Here is a 17,590-nt window from a genome sequence, read left to right as displayed (position 1 = left end):
CCATGACCCACACTCCCCGGTTCCCCGACCCCGCGTCTTTGTTCACCGTCGACCGGTCCGGGACGTGCTACCGGCTCACGGACCCGCGCTGGCACGGTGACGACGGATCGCCGCTGTCCCTCGCACCCCTGCCCGCCTGCCGGCCGGAGGACATCGACACCGGCGAACGGTCCCTGTGGCGCTATGCCGCCGCGCTCCCCGTCGACCGCGCCCACCGGGTGAGCCTCGGCGAGGGGTGCACCCCGGAGGTTCCCCTCGACTGGGCGGGCGGCCGGGTCCGGGCCAAGCTCGAATGGTTCGCCCCGACCTCGAGCTTCAAGGACCGTGGCATGGCCGTGCTCGTCTCCCACCTGCGAGGATTCGGCGCGCGGCACGTGTTGGAGGACTCCTCGGGAAACGGCGGATCGTCACTCGCGGCCTACGCCGCGGCAGCCGGCCTGAAAGGGACCGTGTTGGTCCCGGAGGGCACCTCGGCGGCGAAGATCGCGATGGTCCGGGCCTTCGGCGCACGGGTCGAGGTCGTGCCGGGCACCCGTGACCAGGTCTCGGCGGAGGCCGTGCGCCGGTCGGCGTCGATCCCCTATGCCAGCCACGCCTGGCACCCGATGTTCCTCCAGGGCGTCAAGACCCTGGGCTACGAGATCTGGGAATCCGCGGGCTTCCGCGCGCCGTCCGACATCGTCATGGTCGCCGGCGGTGGCAGCCAGGTGCTCGGCTGCCACCTCGCCTTCTCGGAACTGCGCGCCGCCGGACTCGTCGACCGCCTGCCACGCCTGTGGCTGGGACAGCCGGAGCACTTCTCCCCGATCGTCCACCTCGTCGAGGGGACCCGACCCGCCGAGGCGCCCTCCGGTTCCGTACCGCCACCGCGGACCGTCGCGGAGGGTGCCGCCATCGACTCCCCGGTCCGCGGACCCGAGGTCGCCGCGGCCGTCCGGGAGTCCGGCGGCGGGGCCGTCGCCGTGGGCGAGGAGGAGATCCGGGAGGCCCTCACCGGGCTACTGCGCCGGGGCCTCTACGCCGAACCGACCGCAGCGGTCGCGGCGGCGGCACTCACCCGCCTGCGCCGGGAAGGGCGCCTGCCTGCAGCAGGCGGGGAAGGGCAGGGAAGGCCCCGAGGGCAGGGCGCCTCGGGAGCGGGAGAGGGCACCGTCCTCGTGCTCTCCGGGACCGGGCTCAAGGCCGCCGACGCGATGGCCCGGGCGCTCGGCGCCGCCTGAACCCGCCTCACCTCACCGGTACTGCGGCGCGGGTGGTTCGAAGGCCAGGTTGCCGTCGGTGTACTCCAGGGCCTCGGTCATGAAGTCGCTCCAGGTGGCACCGGAGAAGGTCGCGCCGTAGACGTGGCCGCGGACCACGCCCTCGGAGTTCTCCCGCCAGTCGCGGGTGCCCTTCGGGTCACCGGTCCACACGGCCGTCGACATGCTCTTGGTGAAGCCCGCCAACCACGTATGGCCGACATCGAAGTTCGTGGTGCCCGTCTTGGCACCCGCGGGCTTGCCGGGGTACAGGCCGTTCGTCGTCCCACCGTCGAACCCGAGGCCGAGCGTCGAGGCCACCGCACCGGCGATCTCTGGGTCGAGGACCTCCTCGCAGGAGGCGTCGGGGACGTCGATGTCCTTCCCGTCGTTCGTCGTGATGCTCTCGATCGGCGTGGGCTCGCAATACGTGCCGCCCGAGGCGAACACGGCGTAGGCACTCGCGAGGTCGAGCGGGGTCACCGGCGTGACGCCGAGGACGGAGGACGGCGAGAGAGCGATCGTGAATCCGTTGTCGTCGGCCTCGTCGAGCGCGTCGCCGTTGCCCTGCTCGATCCCCAGGTCCATGGCGGTCTCCATGGTGCCGCACATGTTCAATTGGTTCGCCATCGCCGTGTAGGCCGTGTTCACCGACTGCTTGGTCGCCGTCGCCGCGGACATGGTGCCGGAGTCCGCATCGGAGTCGCTCGCGTTGCGCGGCCCCCAGTCCTCCCCGTGGTTCGTGCACCCGTTGTAGTTCCACGAGCTCGCCGGGAAGTTCCGCCGGGTGGCGTCGACGGTCTCACCGAGCGTGTGGCCCTCCTTGAGCCACTCGGTGAGCACGAAGGGCTTCCACGTCGACCCGACCTGGAACCCGTTCGTCCCGTTGTGCGCCCGGTCGACGTTGTAGTTGAGCTGTGTCTCGTAGTTCTCGCGGCCGTCCTCGGCCGGGCTCACCGTGTAGTTGCGGTTCTGGGCCATCGCGAGGACCTTGCCGGTTCCCGGTTCCACGGTGGTGAGGGCGTGGCCGGCACCGGAGGGGTCACCTACCGGGATCCGGTCCTTCACGCTCCTGTCGGCCACCGCCTGGATCTCCGGGTCGATCGTCGTGTTGATGGTGAGACCGCCACGCTGGAGGAGCTCGTGCCGCTCGGTGGAGGTCTCCCCGAAGACGGGGTCGTTCTCGATCACGCGCTGCACGTAGTCGCAGAAGTACGCCATGTCCTCCGCCGACAGACATCCGTTGGGAGTCGAGTGGATGTCGAGCTCAAGCCCCTTCGAGGTCTCCTCCTCGTGCTGCTCGGGCGTGATCATCTCCTGCTCGAGCATGAGGTCGAGGACGACGTCCCGACGGTTCTGCACGCCCTCCTCGTTCTGCTGCGGGTTGTACAGGGACGGGTTCTTCACGATCCCCGCGAGCGTGGCTGCCTGCCCGATCGACAGGTCCTTCGCGTCGATGCCCCAGTACCGGTACGCCGCGGCCTCGACCCCGTAGACGTTCGGTGAGCCCGAGTAGTTGTTGATGTTCATGTAGCGCTCCAGGATCTCGTCCTTGGAGTACTGTGCCTCGACGGCCGCCGCGAGCTTGACCTCGCGCAGCTTGCGGGCGTACCCGTCGGTGCCCTCCGACTCGGTGGCCGCGTCGACGCCCTCGTCGTCACCCGCGGAGTGCGCGTTCTGGGCGAGCACGTTCTTCACGTACTGCTGGGTGAGGGTCGAACCGCCCTGGGTCGTCGGTGCCAGCGCGTTGTGGATCGCGGCCCGCGCGATGCCCTGGAGGTCGACGCCACCGTGCTCGTAGAACCGGGCGTCCTCGACGGCGACGGTGGCCTGCTGCATCTCCTCGGACACCTCGTCGATCGGGACCTCCTCACGGTTCTGCCAGTAGAACTCCGCGATCACGGAACCGTCCGCGGCCTTCATCGTCGAACGTTCCGCCAGGGGCCGCTCCTCCAGTTCGGAGGGCAGGGCTGCGAACACGTCGGCCCCCGCCTCCGCCGCCGCGGCCGAGGCGCCCACCGCCGGGATCGCGAACCCGGCGGCCACCACGCCCGCCACGAGGCTGAGCGCGATGAACTGGAAGAAGGACCGCACGGGCAGGTTCTGTGACAGGTCGCGGGTGTCCATGCTCCGAGTGTCGACAGGCTCCCAGACCCTGTCCAAGACGCATTCAGCATGTCTCCATACGGATCCCGCATGATTTCACCCGGCGCCGGAACCTCTCCGGCGTGAACAAGGGACCTTGGGCCGGATCCATGTCCCCACCTGGGAATTCCCTGGGTCGACCGGGTCCGCTCCCGTCCTGATACCCGAGAGGTGCACATGGATCTCGTAGCCCAGGCGGACGCCTTAGTCCGCGTCGCCCGTGAAGGTGGTTTCACCGCCGCCGCGGAGGTCTGCCACGCGCCCCAACCCGTCCTCAGCCGTCGCGTGGCCGCCCTGGAGAAGGAGGTCGGGGGTTCGCTCCTGCACCGGGGCCCGCGCGGGGTCGAGCTCACCGAGTTCGGCACCACCGTCCTGCCGCTGGCCCAGGACCTCGTCGCCACCGCCCACCGGCTGCGCCACGTCGGGGACGCCGAGGCCGCCGACTGCCCCCACACCGTCCACGTCGCGTTCCCACCTCTGGCCGATCCCCGGGTCCTCGCGCGGGTGAAGAAGGACCTGGCCGGTCGCGGGCTCACCGTCGTCTTCGACGACGCCCCGGTCTCCGAACGCGCCGACCTCCTGGCCGCCGGTTCCGTTCAGGTCGCTTTCCTCCCGCAGGAGCCGACCACCGCCGATCTCCGGATCCCGCTCGGTCTCGCCGGCTCCGACGCGCCCCTGCTCACCGGTGCCCTGCCCGTCACCGATCCCCTCCCCGCGGGGCAGGAGCCCCTGCCGGAGGACACGCGCCGGGTCCTCGTCGGGCCGGAGGACGACACCCCGGCCGTACGACAGGCGCTGGCCCATGCGGTCGATCCCGCGCGGATCGTCACGGGGCTGTCCCGTACGGAGGCCGTCGCGAGCGTGTACGACCGGGGCGATCTCCTGCTCGCCGGTGTCCACGAGGCCCAGGGGCTGGGGCTCACCTTCCGGCCCCTCGACACCCCGGTCGTCCGGGGCCTGCGGATCGCGGTCGCCCCGGACCACCCCTGCACGACGCTGCTCCACCGGGAACTGCCGCGCGTCCACGGACTGTTCGCCACCGCCCTCCACGCCACGGGGACGTGACCGGCCGGCCGATCGGACTGCGCGCCTGGCCAGGCCTGCGCGTCCGGCCTGTGCGGAGTAGCATCAAGGGGTGTCGGCCGTCACGGCGCGGTGGAGGCAGATGTTCCGCCTCCCATCCCGCGCGGCCCCCGATCGACGAGGAGACCCGATGCCATCCGAGACCGCGCTCCCGACCTTGCGGCGGCACGCACTTCTCGACTGCGACCCGGCCACCGCCCGCGCGGTGTTCGTCGACCGGATCGGCGACTGGTGGCCCTTCGTCGGGTTCTGAGACCCGACCGAAAGGCGCCCACGAATCGACCGTGCGCAGATCGGCGTCCGACCACGGTCGAAACGCCGATCTGCGCACGGTCGATCAGCCCGAGCCTCCGGCCTACACCCCCAGGAGGTCCGGCAACCAGTTGCTGAACCAGGGGACGTAGGTGACGAGCAGCAGGCAGACGAGCGCGGCGAGGAAGAAGGGCAGCACACCGCGCACCATGTCCTCGGGCCGCAGTTTCCCGAAGTCCGCGGCGACGAACAGGTTGAGCCCCACCGGCGGCGTGAACAGGCCGATCGCCAGGTTCACCGTCATCATGACGCCGATCGTCGTGATGTCGACCCCGACCGCCAGCAGTACCGGCACCATGACGGGCACCAGCAGGTAGAAGGCACTCACCGCGTCGACGAACGCCCCGACGACGAGCAGCAGCACGGTCGCCGCCAACAGCACGAGGAACCGGTTGTCCGTCACCCCGAGCACGGCCGTGCTCACCCGCTCGGTCACGTGCTCGACGGTGATGACGTAGGAGAACAGGCTCGCCACCCCGACGATGAACATGATCGCCGCCGTGCCGACCCCCGCCTCCGGCCGGTAACCGTGGCGTTGCGTCGCCACGCCGCCGAGGCGCCCTGCACTCCCGGCGCCACCGCCGGTGGCATCCGTGGCACCCGCTCCGGGGTGTGCACCGGCGCCCTGCGCGAGCAGGCGGGTCGTGGCACGCGCCGGGGCGGGTGTGGTGTCGTCTCCCCGTCCGCGCCGCGCCGACCCTCCACCACCGGCGACCGCGGCCCCGGCGACGACCTCGGCGAGCGACCGACGGGTCCGCGGCAGGAACATCGCCGCGACGAGGAAAGCGATCCCGAGCAGGATGCCGGGGACGACACCGGCGATGAACAGGCGGGAGATCGACACACGTTCGTACTCGGCGGCGACGACGGCGAAGACGATGAACGCGATGGACGGGGGCACGATGATCCCCATCGAACCGGAGGCCGCGACGAGCGAACTCGCGTGCGCCGGCCGGAACCCGTCCTTCACGAGGGCGGGGACGAGGATGCCGCCGATCGCGGCGACCGTCGCCGGGCCCGACCCGGAGATCGCGCTGAAGAAGAAGGCCGCGGCGATCGTCACGAAGGCCATGCCGTGGGTGAACCGCCCGAAGACGAGGAAGGCCAGGTCGACCAGCCGCTTCGAGATCCCGGTGTGCTGCATGATCACGCCGGTGAGGACGAAGAAGGGGATGGCGAGCAGGGTGGCCGAGGACATCGACGGGAAGATGACGCTCGGCACGACGTCGAGGACCCGCAGGCCGTCGGTGACGACGAGGACGAGGATCGAGGCGGCACCGAGTGAGAACGCCACGGGCACGCCGAGGGCGAGGAGGACGAAGAACGACCCGAAGAGGAGCAGCTCGATCATGCCGCCACCTCCGTCCCGGGCTTCAGCTCCCGGACCGTCGCGGTGACGGTGTGGAGGATCCCGAGCACGCCGACGAGCGGGATGCATGCGGTGAAGACCCACTGCGGGATCCCCAGCGCCGGGGTCGCGCGGCCACGGTCGGCCTGGGCGAGCACGAGCTCGGTCCCGTACACGGCGAAGACGAGGAGCACCGCGAGGACGACGAGGGCACAGGTCACGACGAGCACCCGGTGCAGGGCGCCTCGGGAGCGGTCCCGCAGGAGGGAGAAGCCCAGGTGGGAGCCCTCCCGGAGGGCGACGACGGCGCCGACCATGGTGAGCACGACCATGGTGTTGACGGTGATCTCCTCGGTGAACGACCAGGAGGCGCCGAGGACCGAGCGGGAGAACACGTTGCCGGCGGTCACGAGGACGATGAGCGCGAAGGACAGCACGAGAAGGGCGTCCTCGGCACGGTGCAGGACGGTGCGCAGCAATCGCATGTCAGTCCACCTCCGGGATGAAGTGCGCGGACAGGTCGGGACCCCAGATCCGGCGGTAGTGGTCGTAGAGCCCGGTGAGCGAGTGCTGGAAGGACGCGGTCTCCTCCGGCGTGAGGGTGTTGATCTCCATGCCGGCCTCCTCGAGCTCCTCCAGGTACTGCTGCTCGTTGGCCCGGTTCGTCTCGATCTGCCAGGCGGACGCCTCGGCGGCGAGGCGGGAGACGATCTCCTGGTCCTCGGTCGACAGGGAGTCCCACAGTTCGTCGTTCATCCCGAGGATGAGCGGGTCGTAGCTGTAGTTCCAGAGCGTGAGGTAGGGCTGGACCTCCTGGAGGGAGGAGGACCAGATGATGTCGACGGGGTTCTCCTGGCCGTCGATCGCACCCTGCTGGAGCCCGGTGAACACCTCGGAGAAGGGCATCCCGACGGGGTCCGCCCCGAGTCCGCGGTAGAAGTCGGTGTAGAGGCCGAAGCCGGGGATCCGGAACTTCATCCCGGCCAGGTCCTCCGGGGAACGGACGGGGCGGTGACTGTTCGTCAGCTGCCGCATGCCCGATTCCCCGAAGGCGAGCAGGTGGACGCCGTACTCGTCCAGCAAATCGGCGTAGAGGTCACCGCCGGTACCCTCGAGGGCGGCCGAGCCCTCGGCCGGGGTGTCGAAGGCGAAAGGAGCGGTGACGGCCCCGAACCGTGGGTCGACCCCGGCGTAGATGATCGGGGAGTTGAAGCTGAGGTCCTTCGCGCCGTCCATGAGCTGTTCCACGCCGGCGGTCGCGTTCCCGGCCGACAGCCGCTCGTTCGTGTAGACGTCGAGGACGATCCGCCCGTCGGTCTCCTCCGCCAGGTTCTCCGCCAGTCGCTCGGCGGCCATGTACCAGGTCGAGGTGGCGCCCACCGTGATCGTCATCTTCCAGCGGTAGCGCTGCTTCCCGTCCTCCGTCGTCCCGAAGTTCGTGCCGCAGGCGGCCAGCAGACACAGGGTGAGCAGACAGGCGAGCGTCGCGAGGCCGGACCTGAGGCGCCGGCGGGCGCGGGTGGTCACGGGGGAGCCCGGGGTGAGGGCGCCTCGGGAGCTGGGTCGGAGCGGGGGCTCCGGCACGGCGGTGTGCACGGGGAACTCCCGTTCGGGACGGGGATGGTGGGGTACGGCCGAGGGGAGGCCGCGACGGCTCAGGTGCGGGACGTCCCGGTGGTCGAGTGGACGAGGCCGCCGTCGACGGGGATCGTCGTGGCGTTGAGGTACCGGGAGCCTGGACCGGCGAGGAACACCGCGAGGTCGGCGACGTCCTCCGGGGTGCCCATCCGACCGGTGGGACTGGTGGCGTGCCGGGCGGCCAGCAACGCGTCGACGTCCTGGCCGGGGCGGGCGACCTGGGACCGGACGAGCGGGGTCTCGATGAGGCCCGGGGCGATCGTGTTCGCGCGGATGCCCTGATGGGCGTGGGCGAGGCCGACGGAGGCGGTGAGTTCGGCGAGCGCCGCCTTGCTCGCGGCATAGGCCGGGTAGTCGTAGCCGGTCCAGCGCATCCCGCCGATGCTGCCGACGGTGATGATCCGGCCGGACCCGGCGGCGATCATGCCGGGGAGCACGTGCTTGAGCACGAGGAAGGCACCGACGACGTTGACGTCGAGCGCGGCACGGAAGGCGGACTCGTCCAGGTCGACCACCGAGCCGTTCACGACGATGCCGACGTTGTGGTGGAGGACGTCCGGGGCGCCGAGGGTCTGCGAGCAGTGCGCGACGGCGGCGGCGACCGCAGCGGAATCCGTCACATCGGCGAGGGCCCCGGTGTGGGTGCGGCCGTCCGGGGTGGCGGGCAGAGCCGCCAGGGTGTGGTCGACGGCCGTGGCGTCCCGGTCGACCACACAGACCGCCGCGCCCGCACCCGCGAGGGCACGGGCGGCGGCGAGTCCGTTGTTCACGGCACCGTCGGGGCTGCCGCAGCCGACCGCGAGAACGGTCCGGCCACGCAGAGTGGCCGTGCTCATGCCTGCTGGAGCGGGGACGGTTCGGTGAGGACGTGATGGGTGTCGAGCACCTCGGCGGCGATCCGGCCGTAGGAGACGAGAGCCGGGCCGAGGACGTACCCGCCGTCCTCCGTGCGCGCGACCATGGCGTGTTCGCTCAGGCCGGTGAGGAGGCGGTGGGTGGTCGACTTGGCCAGGCCACTGACGGTCGACAGCTCGCCGAGGGTCATGACCGTGCGGCCCTCGACCGCCGCGTTCGCCAGCTCGTCCAGCAGCGCCATGGCACGGCCGAACGACTGGGTACCGCGTGCTTCAACCATGCCCACATCGTGTGCGACGTCTCACATCACGTCAAAGCGATATCACAGTGTGGGATAGTCTGTGTACCCCGCGGCGCCTCCGCCGTAGAACGTCGACGTATCGGCGGAGTTCTCCCCCGCGTCCTCCTGCCAGCGGCGTACGAGGTCGGGGTTGGCGATGAGCGGGCGGCCGACACCGACGGCCTCCCCGACGCCTTCCGCGACGAGGTCGTGGGCGACCTTCCGGGTGGTGACGACACCGAAGCCGGTGTTGACGACGAGCGGGGTGCCCGGACGACGGATCGCCTCCTGGACGACGGCGTCGCGCGGGTCGGCACGGAGGACGTCGACGAAGCCGATCCGCAGGTCCGCGAAGGTACTACCCAGGTGCGTGTAGACGGAGCGGACGTCCGCCTCGTCGGGCTCCAGGACGCCCTGGATGTCGTGCTGCGGGGACAGGCGGACACTCGTGCGCTCCGGGCCGATCTCCGCCGCGACCGCGCGGACGACCTCGACGAGGAGGCGGGCGCGGTTCTCCGGGGAGCCCCCGTACTCGTCGGTCCGCGTGTTCGAGACCGGGGAGAGGAACTGGTGGAGCAGGTAGCCGTTGGCCCCGTGGACCTGGATGCCGTCGAAGCCGGCCTCGACCGCATTGCGGGCGGCAACCCGGAAGCCCTCGACGACCCCGGCGATCTCCGGGACCGTGAGTGCATGCGGGACGGGGGCTTCGATTTTCGTCCCGTCGAGCGACCGGATGGGGTCGGGCAGCGCGAGCGCACTCGGGGCGACGATGTGGTCGGCGCGGGCGATCTCGGGATGCGAGACACGACCGCCGTGCATGACCTGGAGGACGATCGAGCCACCGGCGGCGTGGACGGAATCCGTCACGCGCTTCCACGCGGCCACCTGCTCCGGGGTCTCGATGCCCGGCTGGCCGCCCCAGGTCCGACCCTGCATGACGGGGAAGGTCCCCTCGGTCACGACCAGGCCCGCCGAGGCGCGCTGCGTGTAGTAGTCGACGTGCAGATCGTTCACCACGCCGTCGAGGTCCGCGCGCAGTCGGGTGAGCGGCGCCATGACGACGCGATTGGCGGCGTGCACCGCTCCCAGGTCGACGGGATCGAAGAGGGAGGCGGTGGATGCGGGGGCTGCCTGCGCGACCGGAGCGTCGGGCTTGTCGTCGTACATGGGGTCCTTTCGGAGTGGGGACGGAGCTGACACGGGGTCAATGGTTCCGACTGCGTCACTATTCCCGCAGGTGAGGGTGCGACGGGTCACGGTGGGTAGCAGGTCGAGGGCACCGGGAATGGCGTGGGCAGGGCGCCTCGGGAGCGGGGCCTGGAATTCACCTGCCGGTTGCACGGGACGCATAAGGTGGGGCGCATGAAATCCGTTGCTGCATACCAGGCCACTGCCGCCGACCAGCCCCTCGCCAAGGCCACCATCGAGCGTCGGGACCTGCGCCCGGACGACGTGATGATCGAGATCGAGTACGCAGGGATCTGCCACTCGGACATCCACACAGTCCGTGACGAGTGGGGCGGCTGCAAGTACCCGCTCGCGCCCGGCCACGAGATCATCGGCATCGTCAGCGAGGTCGGCGCGGACGTCACGAAGGCGAAGGTGGGCGACCGTGTGGGCGTCGGCTGCCTGGTCGACTCGTGCATGGAGTGCGAGTACTGCCTGGCCGGCGACCAGCACTACTGCGAGAACGGCGCGGTCGGCACCTACAACGCGATCGATCTGCACGACGGCACCGTCACCCAGGGCGGCTACTCGACGCACGTGCCGGTGCGCGAGGACTTCGTCATCCAGATCCCCGAGGGCATGGACCCGGCCGCCGCGACCCCGCTCCTGTGCGCCGGCATCACCACGTACTCGCCGCTCGTGAACTGGAACGCCGGTCCCGGCAAGAAGGTCGCCGTCGTCGGCATGGGCGGCCTGGGCCACGTCGCCGTGAAGATCGCCGCCGCCATGGGCGCCGAGGTCTCCGTCTTCTCGCACTCGCTGCGCAAGAAGGACGACGGCCTGGCCTACGGCGCGACCGGGTACTACTCGACGGCGGAGGAGGACTTCCACAAGCCCCACCGTCGCGGCTTCGACATCATCATCGACACGGTCTCCGTGCCGCACGACATCAACCAGTACCTCAAGATGCTCCGTCCCAACGGCGCGCACGTGCTTCTCGGCCTGCCCGAGGGCGGCATGGACATCGACCCGCGCATGCTCATCGGCGGCCGGCACACCCTGGCCGGATCGAACATCGGCGGCATCCGCGAGACGCAGGAGATGATCGATTTCTGCGCCGAACACGGCGTGCTCTCCGAGATCGAGCTCATCTCCGCCGACCAGATCAACGAGGCGTACGACCGCGTGGTCGCCTCGGACGTGCGCTACCGGTTCGTCATCGACGCGAAGACGTTCTGAGCGTCAGCTGCACGGGTTTCCAGTGTGGAAGGAATGGCGTTCCGGCAGGTTCCGGACGCCATTCCTTCCACACTGGACCGTGTCATCGACTGTGCCGCTGAATCCGTCGATGTACGGGTAGCCGAGCTCATCGAGAGCGCGCTCGATCACGAGGTCGTAGTTCGTCGTGAAGAGTCGGGGTCGAGGCAGGTTCGCCCGCCGGCTACGAACGATGCGCGAGATGAAGGTGCGATGCGCACGCATCGGATCGTCCCGATAGCTCGCATCGATCTTCGCGGGATCACCCGGCAGTCGACACGCGTACGCGAGGGCCGCACCGATCTTCCTTCGCAGAGCCTCGATGTCCGCAACCTTGAAGGCTCGCGCGGACGAGTCCTCCCCTAGCGTGATCGTGTCGTGATTGGTCTGGGCCGCCAGGGCGGCAGCCAGTTGGAGACCGTTGAGTAACTTCTCAAGGTCGCCACTATCAGCAGGGTTGAGCACGCCGAGCAACTCGGAGTCCGGAGTCTCGACGATCCCACCAGACTGGACGATGAGATCCTCGACTGCTTCGGTCTTGAGGTCTCGTGTTCGTGGCGAGCCCAGATGGAACGAGGCTCCGGAGCCGATGAGGATGACGAGGTTGTGAACCTGGAGTAGCGCCGCGAGGTGGTCCTCGACGACCTGCCGGCTGCCCTCGTCCAGCTGAGACTTGACCAGGCCACCGACGATGAAGAGTCCCAGCGCGTCGGCCACGATCTTGGTCATGGGTCAGCGATCCCACGATCAGGGCGAGGTCGCGGGAACCTCGCCCATCTGGTTGCACGAGCAGCGCCCCGACAGGCAAGGCAACGACCACAGCCCGAGCGTGAGCCGCTCTGCGGCTGACTAGTGTCGGTTCATGGCGCAGATCGTCCGCCCAGTGAAGGGCAAACTCCGGGTGAGGCTGCCTTATCGACCCGGGGGCAGCAACTACGGCCTACTGAAAGCAATCTGAGGCGAGCTAACCCGACCAGAGTGGAACAGGGAGCGTCGATGTCTTGATGTTGCACGCGAGCACCTTGCGAAGCTGATCGACCAGCTGCCCGGCGGGATCGGCAGCCCAGTAGAGGTAATCCTCCATGGCGCGACACAAACAAAGTGTGTCTCAGCGTGCTGGGCCGCCGACCCTGGAAACCGTTGGGAATGCGTCTGTGCATGCGCCGGGACGAACCACGGCACGGGACACCCGCTGCCCACCCACGCTTCGACAGATCTATCCATTGCGACCGATTACACCTCGGAGAGATATGTGATCCATCCGGGACGCTGAACACGGGTTGTAGCGCTTCGGTTTCCATCATCAAGGAATGGAAAGTACACCTCGGTTGGTGAGGGGCCCAGTCTATCAAGACTGCTCGGCCGTGCCCTCGTTCACTTGGGGAGCGTCGAGACGATATGCCGCACTCCTGGGGCGTGCGACGTGGACGCCTGACCCCGCGCTTCGGGTGCATGACTGTGCACCTGTTCCGCAGCGGTCATCGGCCGCGGACAGGAGCTGGGTCATGGAGCAGATCAGAGCTCTGGCGAGCGATGAGCGGACCGCGCGGATGCTGTTGGCAGCCGTCTGCGAACCGGATGATGGCACCACGGGCCGACTGCTGGTGAAGGCCGGCGCGGTCGAGACGCTGAACCTCGCGACGGCCTCGTCGCACGTGCGCGGGGTGGACGGGGCCGAGCTGACGCGGTGGCGACGCTATGTGGAGCCGCATCTGAGGTCGGATGATCTGTCGCGGGTGCTGTCCGAGACGGAGCGGCTAGGGCTGGATGTGCTGGTTCCGGGTGACCGGGCGTGGCCGCAGGAGCTAGCCGACTTGCAGGATCAGGCGCCGGTCGCGCTGTGGACGCGCGGCAACTCCGGCCTCCTCGCTACCCCGGACGGGATGCGGGTCAGGATCGTGGGCGCGCGCGCCGCGACCGCCTACGGCGAGCACGTCGCCGGTGAGCTGGCCGGCGACCTGTCCAACGGCGGACGGGTGGTGGTCTCCGGCGGCGCGTACGGGATCGACGCGACCGCGCACCGGGCAGCACTTACGGTGGGGCGGCCCACGATCGCGATCCTCGCCGGCGGGCTGGACCGGTACTACCCGGCCGGGAACCAGGAGCTGCTGGAACGCATCGGCAAGGACGGGCTGCTGGTCAGTGAGGCCGCGCCGGGAGCGGCGCCGAGCCGGTCGCGGTTCCTGCAACGCAACCGACTGCTGGCCGCGGTCTGTGAGGGCGTGGTAGTGGTCGAGGCCGGGTATCGGTCCGGGGCGCTGAACACCGCCTCACACGCCGCCCGGCTGGGACGCCCAGTCGGTGCCGTGCCCGGCCCGGTCACGTCGGCGGCGTCGGCGGGCTGTCACCGGCTGCTCCGCGAAGGCATCGCCGGCGTGGTCACCAACGCCGAGGATGTGACCCGGATGCTTACCGACCAGTCCGCCGCCGCGCGAGCGGGCCGAGCGAGCGGTCTCGCGGTGGAGTTCGACCGTGGGGTCAGTGGACCAGCGCGTCGGTCCGAGACTCCAGGGTTGTCTCACTGACCTCGACACGCTGCTGACGACGGCGCTCGGCACGCTCGCGCAGGCGCGCACCGATGAGAAGGACCACGCTGACAGGGCCGATCCAGAGCATTTTCAGGGCGTTCCAGATCGACCACAACACCACCAGATGCGGCCAACCGGGGCCGTTATCGGCGAGGGCCTGCACGGAGAGGTTGGCGATCAGCAGGTACGGAATGGCGAGCAGCATCGCCGGGATGCCCCACCGCAGCCCGCGCCGGGTGCGGATCGCGTCGAGCAGGATGTTGGTCGGCATCCAGGTGCGCAGGAACAGGCGGGTGCGGATGCTGAGGTTCCAGATCAGGCGGATCATCGCGGACAGTCCCACGGCCACCCCATCGACGTCGATGGCGGGCGTGTCGACGCCGGCGGTGTACTCGCGTTGCAGGAGGCCCACCAGGCTGGGCACAAGAGCGCCGTAGAACCATCGGTCGGGCACATACTCCCCGAAGGGGACCGGATGACGCTTGGCGTGCGTCGCCACGGGGCCTGTCGAGGTCCAGAGGAAGGACGTGTTGTAGACAAGGTCACCCTCTGCTGAGGCGGCGTTGAGCAGGATCGGCGCACCGAATCGATCTGCGGCGGCGTTGAGCACCTGCGCTGTCGGCTGGTCGGCGAGCGGGTCGGCGTCCACGCCGCCCTCTGGCCAGAGCACGATATCGACCTGCTCCTCCTCCAGGGCCGCGGAGGCGGCGAGCTGAGAGTCCAGGACCGCGCCCGCTTCGTGCTCATCGACATAGGCGGCGGGCCCATCGCCTTGCACGGCGCCCACCCGGATGCTGCCGGCATGACTGGTCGGGAACTGCGGCACCAGGAGCATCACCGCCGCGAGCCCGAGCGCAGGGATCGGTGCCGACCACCGCGCTGGCAACCTTGTCGGCTGCTCGCCGTCGCCGCTGGGGCTGTCGTCCCTGCGCTGGCGGGTGCGCGCTGCCCACCGGAGCGCTTCGATGGTGGCGACGCACAGAGCGACCATGAGGAATCCCAGTCCGGAGACGCCGACCCATGACGCCACCGGCGCGATCGGGCTCTCTGATTGACTCATGCCCACGCGTCCCCAGGGGAATCCACCGTAGGGCCAGGAGCCCATGATCAGCTCCCGGACCGTCCAGGTTCCCGATACCAGGGCCGGCAGTGCGAGCAGCCGCACCGCGGGGGCCTCGTACCGACGCGGCAGCCACCGGTAGGCCCACGCGATCGGCACCGTCAGCACGGCCGAGTAGATAGTCAGCGCGCTGGCCAGCGCCACCCAAGGAACCCAGCTCAGCGGGTGTGCGCCCAGGAACTGCGTCACCCAGGACGCATGTGGAAACCAGAACGCTGCGCCAAAGATTGCCCCGACCAGGACCGCGCCCCACGTGCTGCGACCGATGAGAGCGGCTAGGGACAGCGTCACTGAGACGAACGCCAGCGGCCACCACCCGAGCGCGGGGAACGCGGCGTCCATCGCGAGCCCGGCCGCTGTGGCGGCCGGCACCGCCGCCCACAGTGGCAGCAACGCCTGCCCTGGTGGAGGCGTCGCGCCGGGCGAGGGTTCGGCCCGTGCAGGATCACCAGTGGGGTCGCCCGTGTGATCGGCTGTGCGGGCGAGGGCCTGGGATGTCATCGGCTGCCGCGGGGTACGGGCGTCATGGTCCCGACTCGTCGGAGACGGGTTGCTCGGACACGGTGGCCAGGAGCGGACGGTTGCCGTCGAGCAGAAGAGCGGCTCCATTGATGGTGATGTGCGAGGGCACCAGGATCGGGCCATTCCCGTCGGGTTCGTAGGCTTGGGCGACATCACCGGTGATGACGTTGTGAACCCGGATCGACCCATCCACTCTGAGGTAGAGGAAGACACCGCCGAGCGCCTCGATGCTGGTCTGATCCTCGACCGACAGCGACCACAACGGCTGGTCGTCGGGGTCGTAGGCGTGCAGCCCGGCCTCGTCGAGGATCACCAGCGTCTCAGTGCTGGAGTCCACCGCCGCATCCTGCGCGGTCTCGCTAACCACGACGCCCGCTCCGAGATCGATGAGCGCACCGGTGGTATCAGAGGTCGAGAGGTGGGCGAGCCCGTCGGCCGGCGTCGCGTGCAGGGCGGCGCTGACTGACGATGCGGTCCAGCCGTGCTCGGCCAGTCCGATGCGCCACAGCTCTTGTGCCGTAGTGGTGTCGCGGGCGATGAGAGTGTCCTGTTGGGTGAGTAGGACGGTGCCGTGGTACTCGCCGATGATGCGGATTCCTTCAGCGTCTGCTTCGGAGGCCGCTACAGCGCCGGTGCCCGGGTCGAGCGCGACCCGTGGTCCGGTCTCACCCATGTATCCCTCCGGGGGTGCGGCGAAGACCAGGCCGGGACCCTGGTAGGGGCCGGGCACCTCGACCGGCCCCCACACCTGCTCTCCGGTGTTCAGGTCGTACGCAGTCGCGGTGGTCGCGGTCAGGGCATCAGCAGTGGTCTGCACATCGCTCAAGATCGCCAGGGCTCGTCCCTGCTGGTCGGTGGTGACGGCGAACCCGGTGCAGCTCGCGGGGCGTTGCGCTGCCCATAGCACGTCACCGTGCACGTCCACGGCCGTGAACTCCAGCACACCGTCGCGCTCGCCCGCGGAGAGGTAGACGCCGTCCGCGTGCTGCGGCGCAATCTCCCAGCCCGGATCCACGATCTCCAGCTCTTCGTACGGGTACGGCAGCCGCATGCCGGTGGTGTCGACCACCGGGAGGGGGTCGTCGACCCCGGACGGCTCGCGGACGGGCTCCGGTTCGAACGCCGCGCACCCGGCGACGAGCAGGGTGGCGATCGCCAGGATCGCCAGACCGGGCAGGGACAGGCGCGAGCGCGCACGGAGGCGGAGGCTCATCCCCGCTCCACGTGCTGCTCGGGGTGTGGCTCGGCTGCCTGGGTGTCGTGGGCGTCGACGCGGGTACGGCGGCGCCTGGCCCACACCAGCAGCACGATCCCGGCAATCCCGAGGACGGCGAGGATGTCCAGGATCGGATTGGCCAAGATTGCGGTGTTCTCCTGGAGCCAGGCCTGGGCGTCCAGCGGGAGGAGTGCGGGGGCTCCGACCAAGCCGTTGGTGATCCAGAACAGCACGCCCACACCGATGATCAGCAGGCCGGTGATCACCGAGGTGGTGTGCAGCTGCCGGCCCAGGACGGTGAAGGCGCGGCCGCGCAGCATCCGACGCCCGCGGGCACCGAGGCGCTGCCAGAGCGCGGCGATCAGCAGCAGCGGCAGCACCATCCCGGCGCCGTAGACCGCAAGCAGGACAGCGGCGGCGAGGGTGTCGCCGCGGGCGGCGGCCAGGGTGAGGACGGCGCCCAGGATCGGGCCGGCGCAGAATCCGGCTATCCCGCTGGCCGCCCCGAGCAGCAGCGTCTTGACGATCCCAGTCTTGGACGCGGCCCGGGAGTGCAGGTCAGCACCGGCGGGCAGCAGCCGGGCGGGGTCGAACCCGAACCCGAGAGCCTGAGCCGTGCCGAGGACGACCAGCACGATCGAGGCGATCAGCACGATTGCCTGCCGGTGCGTGGCGAAAAGCGTCCCCAGCGCTCCAGCGCCGACCCCGACAGGGACCACCACGATCAGCAGCCCGAGATAGAACACCGCCCCGTGCAGCAGCAGCCGGGGCCCGGCACCGATCGTGGAGGCGAAGAACGCCGGCATCAACAGCGCTGCGCACGGGCTCAACAGCGCCAACGTGCCACCGGCGAACGCGGCTAGCAGCCCGATATCCATCCC

The 17,590-nt window shown here is 69.8% G+C and carries 16 protein-coding genes; 5 read left to right on the top strand and 11 right to left on the bottom strand.

The features are described 5' to 3' along the window. Nucleotides 1-2 precede the first annotated feature (2 nt). Nucleotides 3-1,220, top strand: coding sequence for a pyridoxal-phosphate dependent enzyme (locus AAD496_RS12595; protein WP_349829142.1), 1,218 nt, complete (start codon nt 3-5; stop codon nt 1,218-1,220). A 12-nt stretch (nt 1,221-1,232) separates the two neighbouring features. Here AAD496_RS12595 and AAD496_RS12590 read toward each other — a convergent pair whose 3' ends face one another. Next, nucleotides 1,233-3,365 carry a transglycosylase domain-containing protein gene (locus AAD496_RS12590; protein WP_349829141.1) on the bottom strand — a complete coding sequence of 711 codons (2,133 nt, stop codon included), beginning with the start codon at nt 3,363-3,365 and terminating at the stop codon, nt 1,233-1,235. Nucleotides 3,366-3,560: 195 nt separating this feature from the next. Here AAD496_RS12590 and AAD496_RS12585 point away from each other — a divergent pair, with 195 nt between their 5' ends. Together AAD496_RS12585 and AAD496_RS12580 are read left to right on the top strand one after the other, a co-directional pair. Continuing rightward, a complete protein-coding gene (locus tag AAD496_RS12585) occupies nt 3,561-4,448 on the top strand; it encodes a LysR family transcriptional regulator (RefSeq protein ID WP_349829140.1) in 888 nt (295 codons plus the stop codon). A gap of 148 nt (nt 4,449-4,596) precedes the next feature. After that, nucleotides 4,597-4,719 carry a hypothetical protein gene (locus AAD496_RS12580; RefSeq protein ID WP_349829138.1) on the top strand — a complete coding sequence of 41 codons (123 nt, stop codon included), beginning with the start codon at nt 4,597-4,599 and terminating at the stop codon, nt 4,717-4,719. Between the two features lie 102 nt (nt 4,720-4,821). Here AAD496_RS12580 and AAD496_RS12575 read toward each other — a convergent pair whose 3' ends face one another. From AAD496_RS12575 to AAD496_RS12550, 6 genes are read right to left on the bottom strand one after another with little or no spacing between them, the layout of a single operon-like run. After that, nucleotides 4,822-6,129 (bottom strand): TRAP transporter large permease, encoded by a 1,308-nt coding sequence (locus tag AAD496_RS12575; protein WP_349829137.1) that lies wholly within the window; start codon nt 6,127-6,129, stop codon nt 4,822-4,824. Further along, entirely contained in the window at nt 6,126-6,611 is a 486-nt protein-coding gene (locus AAD496_RS12570) for a TRAP transporter small permease (protein WP_349829136.1), read from the bottom strand. The genes AAD496_RS12575 and AAD496_RS12570 overlap by 4 nt, the downstream gene beginning before the upstream one ends. A 1-nt stretch (nt 6,612) precedes the next feature. Further along, nucleotides 6,613-7,722 carry a DctP family TRAP transporter solute-binding subunit gene (locus AAD496_RS12565; RefSeq protein WP_349829135.1) on the bottom strand — a complete coding sequence of 370 codons (1,110 nt, stop codon included), beginning with the start codon at nt 7,720-7,722 and terminating at the stop codon, nt 6,613-6,615. A 59-nt stretch (nt 7,723-7,781) separates the two neighbouring features. After that, on the bottom strand, nt 7,782-8,600 hold the full coding sequence (locus tag AAD496_RS12560; RefSeq protein ID WP_349829134.1) for an SDR family NAD(P)-dependent oxidoreductase: 819 nt from the start codon (nt 8,598-8,600) through the stop codon (nt 7,782-7,784). Beyond that, nucleotides 8,597-8,899, bottom strand: a complete 303-nt coding sequence (locus AAD496_RS12555) for a helix-turn-helix domain-containing protein (protein ID WP_349829133.1) — start codon at nt 8,897-8,899, stop codon at nt 8,597-8,599. Before AAD496_RS12555 ends, AAD496_RS12560 begins: the two co-directional genes overlap by 4 nt. Before the next feature lie 42 nt (nt 8,900-8,941). Then, entirely contained in the window at nt 8,942-10,066 is a 1,125-nt protein-coding gene (locus AAD496_RS12550) for an alkene reductase (RefSeq protein ID WP_349829132.1), read from the bottom strand. A 195-nt stretch (nt 10,067-10,261) separates the two neighbouring features. On the opposite strand from AAD496_RS12550, the gene AAD496_RS12545 reads away from it, so the two are divergent. After that, nucleotides 10,262-11,305, top strand: coding sequence for an NAD(P)-dependent alcohol dehydrogenase (locus AAD496_RS12545; protein ID WP_349829131.1), 1,044 nt, complete (start codon nt 10,262-10,264; stop codon nt 11,303-11,305). A 3-nt stretch (nt 11,306-11,308) separates the two neighbouring features. Here AAD496_RS12545 and AAD496_RS12540 read toward each other — a convergent pair whose 3' ends face one another. Continuing rightward, nucleotides 11,309-12,052, bottom strand: a complete 744-nt coding sequence (locus AAD496_RS12540; RefSeq protein WP_349829130.1) for a hypothetical protein — start codon at nt 12,050-12,052, stop codon at nt 11,309-11,311. A gap of 776 nt (nt 12,053-12,828) precedes the next feature. On the opposite strand from AAD496_RS12540, the gene dprA reads away from it, so the two are divergent. Next, entirely contained in the window at nt 12,829-13,848 is a 1,020-nt protein-coding gene (dprA, locus tag AAD496_RS12535) for a DNA-processing protein DprA (protein ID WP_349829128.1), read from the top strand. Here the strand turns inward: dprA and AAD496_RS12530 are convergent. From AAD496_RS12530 to AAD496_RS12520, 3 genes are read right to left on the bottom strand one after another with little or no spacing between them, the layout of a single operon-like run. Further along, a complete protein-coding gene (locus AAD496_RS12530) occupies nt 13,802-15,472 on the bottom strand; it encodes an apolipoprotein N-acyltransferase (protein ID WP_349829127.1) in 1,671 nt (556 codons plus the stop codon). The two genes, dprA and AAD496_RS12530, sit on opposite strands and share 47 nt — an antisense overlap. A gap of 22 nt (nt 15,473-15,494) precedes the next feature. Then, nucleotides 15,495-16,706 (bottom strand): hypothetical protein, encoded by a 1,212-nt coding sequence (locus tag AAD496_RS12525; protein WP_349829126.1) that lies wholly within the window; start codon nt 16,704-16,706, stop codon nt 15,495-15,497. Next, nucleotides 16,703-17,587 (bottom strand): cytochrome c biogenesis CcdA family protein, encoded by an 885-nt coding sequence (locus AAD496_RS12520; protein ID WP_349829125.1) that lies wholly within the window; start codon nt 17,585-17,587, stop codon nt 16,703-16,705. Before AAD496_RS12520 ends, AAD496_RS12525 begins: the two co-directional genes overlap by 4 nt. Between the last annotated feature and the right edge of the window lie 3 nt (nt 17,588-17,590).

The organism is Brevibacterium litoralis (genome assembly GCF_040212315.1).
In the GTDB taxonomy this organism is placed as follows: Bacteria; Actinomycetota; Actinomycetes; order Actinomycetales; family Brevibacteriaceae; genus Brevibacterium; species Brevibacterium litoralis.
The sequence above is the reverse complement of the archived record's forward strand: the minus strand, read 5'-3'. Positions and strand labels throughout refer to the sequence as shown.

Excerpts from the sequence above, each read along its gene's own strand:
- AAD496_RS12595 (WP_349829142.1), top strand. The coding sequence starts at position 3 with ATGACCCACACTCCCCGGTTCCCCGACCCCGCGTCTTTGTTCACCGTC.
- AAD496_RS12555 (WP_349829133.1), bottom strand. The coding sequence starts at position 8,899 with ATGGTTGAAGCACGCGGTACCCAGTCGTTCGGCCGTGCCATGGCGCTG.
- AAD496_RS12570 (WP_349829136.1), bottom strand. The coding sequence starts at position 6,611 with ATGCGATTGCTGCGCACCGTCCTGCACCGTGCCGAGGACGCCCTTCTC.
- AAD496_RS12575 (WP_349829137.1), bottom strand. The coding sequence starts at position 6,129 with ATGATCGAGCTGCTCCTCTTCGGGTCGTTCTTCGTCCTCCTCGCCCTC.
- AAD496_RS12585 (WP_349829140.1), top strand. The coding sequence starts at position 3,561 with ATGGATCTCGTAGCCCAGGCGGACGCCTTAGTCCGCGTCGCCCGTGAA.
- AAD496_RS12545 (WP_349829131.1), top strand. The coding sequence starts at position 10,262 with ATGAAATCCGTTGCTGCATACCAGGCCACTGCCGCCGACCAGCCCCTC.
- AAD496_RS12520 (WP_349829125.1), bottom strand. The coding sequence starts at position 17,587 with ATGGATATCGGGCTGCTAGCCGCGTTCGCCGGTGGCACGTTGGCGCTG.
- AAD496_RS12550 (WP_349829132.1), bottom strand. The coding sequence starts at position 10,066 with ATGTACGACGACAAGCCCGACGCTCCGGTCGCGCAGGCAGCCCCCGCA.
- AAD496_RS12525 (WP_349829126.1), bottom strand. The coding sequence starts at position 16,706 with ATGAGCCTCCGCCTCCGTGCGCGCTCGCGCCTGTCCCTGCCCGGTCTG.
- AAD496_RS12580 (WP_349829138.1), top strand. The coding sequence starts at position 4,597 with ATGCCATCCGAGACCGCGCTCCCGACCTTGCGGCGGCACGCACTTCTC.
- AAD496_RS12560 (WP_349829134.1), bottom strand. The coding sequence starts at position 8,600 with ATGAGCACGGCCACTCTGCGTGGCCGGACCGTTCTCGCGGTCGGCTGC.
- AAD496_RS12530 (WP_349829127.1), bottom strand. The coding sequence starts at position 15,472 with ATGACATCCCAGGCCCTCGCCCGCACAGCCGATCACACGGGCGACCCC.
- AAD496_RS12540 (WP_349829130.1), bottom strand. The coding sequence starts at position 12,052 with ATGACCAAGATCGTGGCCGACGCGCTGGGACTCTTCATCGTCGGTGGC.
- AAD496_RS12590 (WP_349829141.1), bottom strand. The coding sequence starts at position 3,365 with ATGGACACCCGCGACCTGTCACAGAACCTGCCCGTGCGGTCCTTCTTC.
- dprA (WP_349829128.1), top strand. The coding sequence starts at position 12,829 with ATGGAGCAGATCAGAGCTCTGGCGAGCGATGAGCGGACCGCGCGGATG.